A 201-nucleotide genomic window follows, 5' to 3' on the forward strand; every position below is an offset into this window, starting at 1 on the left:
GTGGCGCGGAGGTGATCGTCTCTTGCGGCGCTATCCAGTCTCCCGGAGTATTGGAGCTTTCGGGCATCGGCCAGCCGGAAGTTCTTAAGAAGTTAGGGATCGAGATCTGCCATGAGTTAAAGGGGGTCGGCGAGAATTATGGCAACCACTTTTATGTAAACCTTGCCTATCGCATCAACCGGCCGATCACGTTTAACGAGC

1 protein-coding gene is annotated in these 201 nt (G+C 53.7%); it reads left to right on the forward strand.

What is annotated here, in order from left to right; translation table 11 throughout:
* On the forward strand, positions 1–201 hold a 201-nt coding region (locus tag AC0L3B_RS40560; protein ID WP_473383769.1), incomplete at both ends, for a GMC family oxidoreductase N-terminal domain-containing protein.

The sequence above is a fragment of the Bradyrhizobium sp. Kon56 genome (assembly GCF_055807635.1).